This window comes from Aeromonas sp. Y293-4 (assembly GCF_027705905.1).
Taxonomy (GTDB): Bacteria; Pseudomonadota; Gammaproteobacteria; order Enterobacterales; family Aeromonadaceae; genus Aeromonas; species Aeromonas veronii.
Genome location: NZ_JAPDCI010000054.1, coordinates 1 through 2,801, shown reverse-complemented (window position 1 = coordinate 2,801; position 2,801 = coordinate 1). Strand labels below are relative to the sequence as shown.

The 2,801-nt window shown below is 53.1% G+C and carries 1 protein-coding gene; it reads right to left on the bottom strand.

Annotated features, from left to right (window positions below):
• Positions 1–1,372 precede the first annotated feature (1,372 nt).
• Positions 1,373–2,626 (bottom strand): IS256 family transposase, encoded by a 1,254-nt coding sequence (locus OKC31_RS21460; protein ID WP_167568047.1) that lies wholly within the window; start codon positions 2,624–2,626, stop codon positions 1,373–1,375.
• Positions 2,627–2,801 lie beyond the last annotated feature (175 nt).

The following is a 2,801-nucleotide window of genomic DNA, read 5'->3' as shown; positions in this document are numbered from 1 at the left end:
CAATTAGGGCGTTGCTGGCTGGAAATTAATCCAGCAGCAGGACTGAAATTATAATGTTTTTCATTATTCATAAACATACCTATATTATTGTGGTGACTTAGTACTATGTTGATATGTCTCATCGTTTACATATATGCATAAGCTAATCATGCGTATATGTATAATTAACTACCCCGTGTTGTTGCAGATACAGTGTTTTTATGTCTGATATTGCGCTATCAGTATGAAGGGCATGGATAATCAGGTATAAAAATGCCACCAACAATGGTGGCATTGGTCGTCTGTCCTCGATCAGCAAATGAGCCCGAGCGCCCGAAGGCGTTGGAGCGCCCGATCCTGTGCATCGTTCGAATAATCGGCTTCCAGAGTGATCCGAGCAAGGCGCTCAACCAGCCGCCTGCCACTTTCATCGAGCCTCACAGACACATCGAGCAATGACACTGTGTATTGAGTGTTACATGCCGATGCCAACGCAGCAGCCAGCACCCTGCTAGATCCGGTGCGCGGGTGTTCTGAAATGATTGCCAAAATCTCGTTTATAATTTTCATCTATTCCTCTATTTAGTTAAACAATATGGTGCCTTTTCCGCTGTCATAAATTCTACTGGTTAGATACTGGTTGTGATGTAAACGCCCTCGATTGATCAGCACCAAGCGATGTTATGGCTGCGTTTTGTGTAATAACAAATAATCATCTAAACATTTTTTATGTCTGGTATTTCGCCATCAATATGGATGACCGTCACCGATATATAGGCATCAAGGTAGTTCCTCCTCGTGCCTCGTCAGACTCCACCTTGACCCCTATATTCGGCTCCTTTGTCATGCCATATTAATCGCTTCATACCCTCCATAAAAATGGGTTCTCCACCCCACTCCGGTCGCTGCGCAACCTACGGGGGTTCCGGTCTCGTAACCTCGACACACCCACATTCTTACGTTCGTAAGAATGTTTTACCCCGCGTTCTTACGCTGTGTTGGCTCTGCGTTCTTACGGTTGCGACGAAGGCGTTCTTACGGTTGCGACGAAGGCGTTCTTACGGTTGCGCCCCAGGGGGGATTTGCCATGCTGTGATAGCAGCAAGGCTGTCCCCCTGTAGCCGCTCCCTTATCGGGATAAGTCGTCATCGGCATCGCGATGCCGATTGATGAATGCCGCCATGCCTCTCGGCGTTGTTGGGGCAGTTGAATCTGCGCTCGGCGAAGGCTCAGCCACTGTTGTGGGTGTAGCTACCTGGCGATGAGTTTTGTTATCCACAGAAAGCTCGGCGTGCGTTGTCCTGATATGGCTCAGGTCAGCATCCGCTGGGCAAGTGGGTAACACGTTACCATTAGCGGATGAGCTATTGTCAAATCTGGTGTATGGCGTAGGTCAGGCGGCATTCCTGTCTGACTCATCCAGCACCTGTACTCCGTCCTTGAATTTCACGTTGTTTACTACCAGCTTCAGCAGCGCAAATCCCTTGAGTCGCTTCCACTTTTTCTGGGCCACTTCAAGCAGCTTGTAAACCATCGCCAGCGTGGTCTCCCGAGACCCGCAGTTCCGCGCTCTCTTACTTCGTAGCCTGACCGTCGAAAACGTCGACTCTATCGGGTTCGTCGTCCGGATATGCACCCAGTGCTCGGCCGGAAAATCATAGAACGCCAGCAGCTCCTCCCGGTCTTTCGTAAGCTTCTCCATCGCCTTCGGGTGCTTCGCTTCAAAGCGCACCAAGATGCGGTCAAACGCCGTGTGAGCCTCATCCCTTGTCTCGGCCATCCAGATTTCATGCAGCGCATCCTTGACCTTGGGATGCACTGATTTGGGCAACGCTGCCAGCACGTTCGCAGTCTTGTGCACCCAACACCGTTGATGAACCGTGTCCGGGTAGCACTTGGCCAGCGCTCGCCAAAAACCCAGGGCGCCATCACCGACGGCAAGCTTGGGGCCCTTGTCCAGTCCTCTGGCTCGCAGCCCCATCAAGAGCTCTGTCCAACTGGTCTCAGATTCCCTCAGGCCATCCTCGACCGCCACCAGTTCCTTATGGCCATGCTCCGTTACGCCGATGATCACCAGCAAGCAAAGCCGGTCTCCCATGCGCACGTTGCTGTATATCCCGTCCGCCCAAAAGTACACATACCGCTTCAGGCTCAGGTCCCGCTGACTCCACTCCCGATGCTCATCCCCCCAGTGCTGTTTCAGGCGGCTGATGGTATTGGCCGACAGCCCCCTGGCCTTGTCACCGAGCAACGCGCCCAGCGCCTCCTGATAGTCCCCGGTGGAGAGTCCCCGCAGGTACAACCATGGCAGCAGCTCTTCTATGCTGCCGGAGCGCTTGAGGTAGGGCGGTAGCAGCGAGCTGTTGAAGCAGATCCCTGAGCCACTTCTGTCACGCACCTTGGGCACTTTGATCTCGACATCGCCGATCCCGGTTTGGATAGTGCGTTCAGGCAAAAAGCCGTTGCGCACCACAGCTTGGCGGCCATCGGGGAGCTTGAGCTGACCGTGGTGCTCGAGAAGAGCTTGGAGCTCTGCTTCCACTGCTTGGGCAATCAGGTCTCTGGCTCCAGCACGCAGCAGGTCTGTGAGCGGATCTGTTGACTTGACCTCTGGTTGTGGCAGGGCTCTGAGGGTAGAATTGGTCATGGCGTATCACCTCTGTTGATTGCGATTCTTCGCGGGAATCAATCAGCAGGATACGCCACCTCCTCTACCCCCCCATACACCAGAAATCACCATAACTCTAGCGGATTTACGATTGCCGTATTTGTCCACAGAAGACGTTGCCTGATGACCCATGATGTAGGCAATGCGCTGCCGG

What these genes read in the sequence shown, in the direction of transcription:
- OKC31_RS21460 (WP_167568047.1), bottom strand. Translation starts at nt 2,626, where the DNA reads ATGACCAATTCTACCCTCAGAGCCCTGCCACAACCAGAGGTCAAGTCA.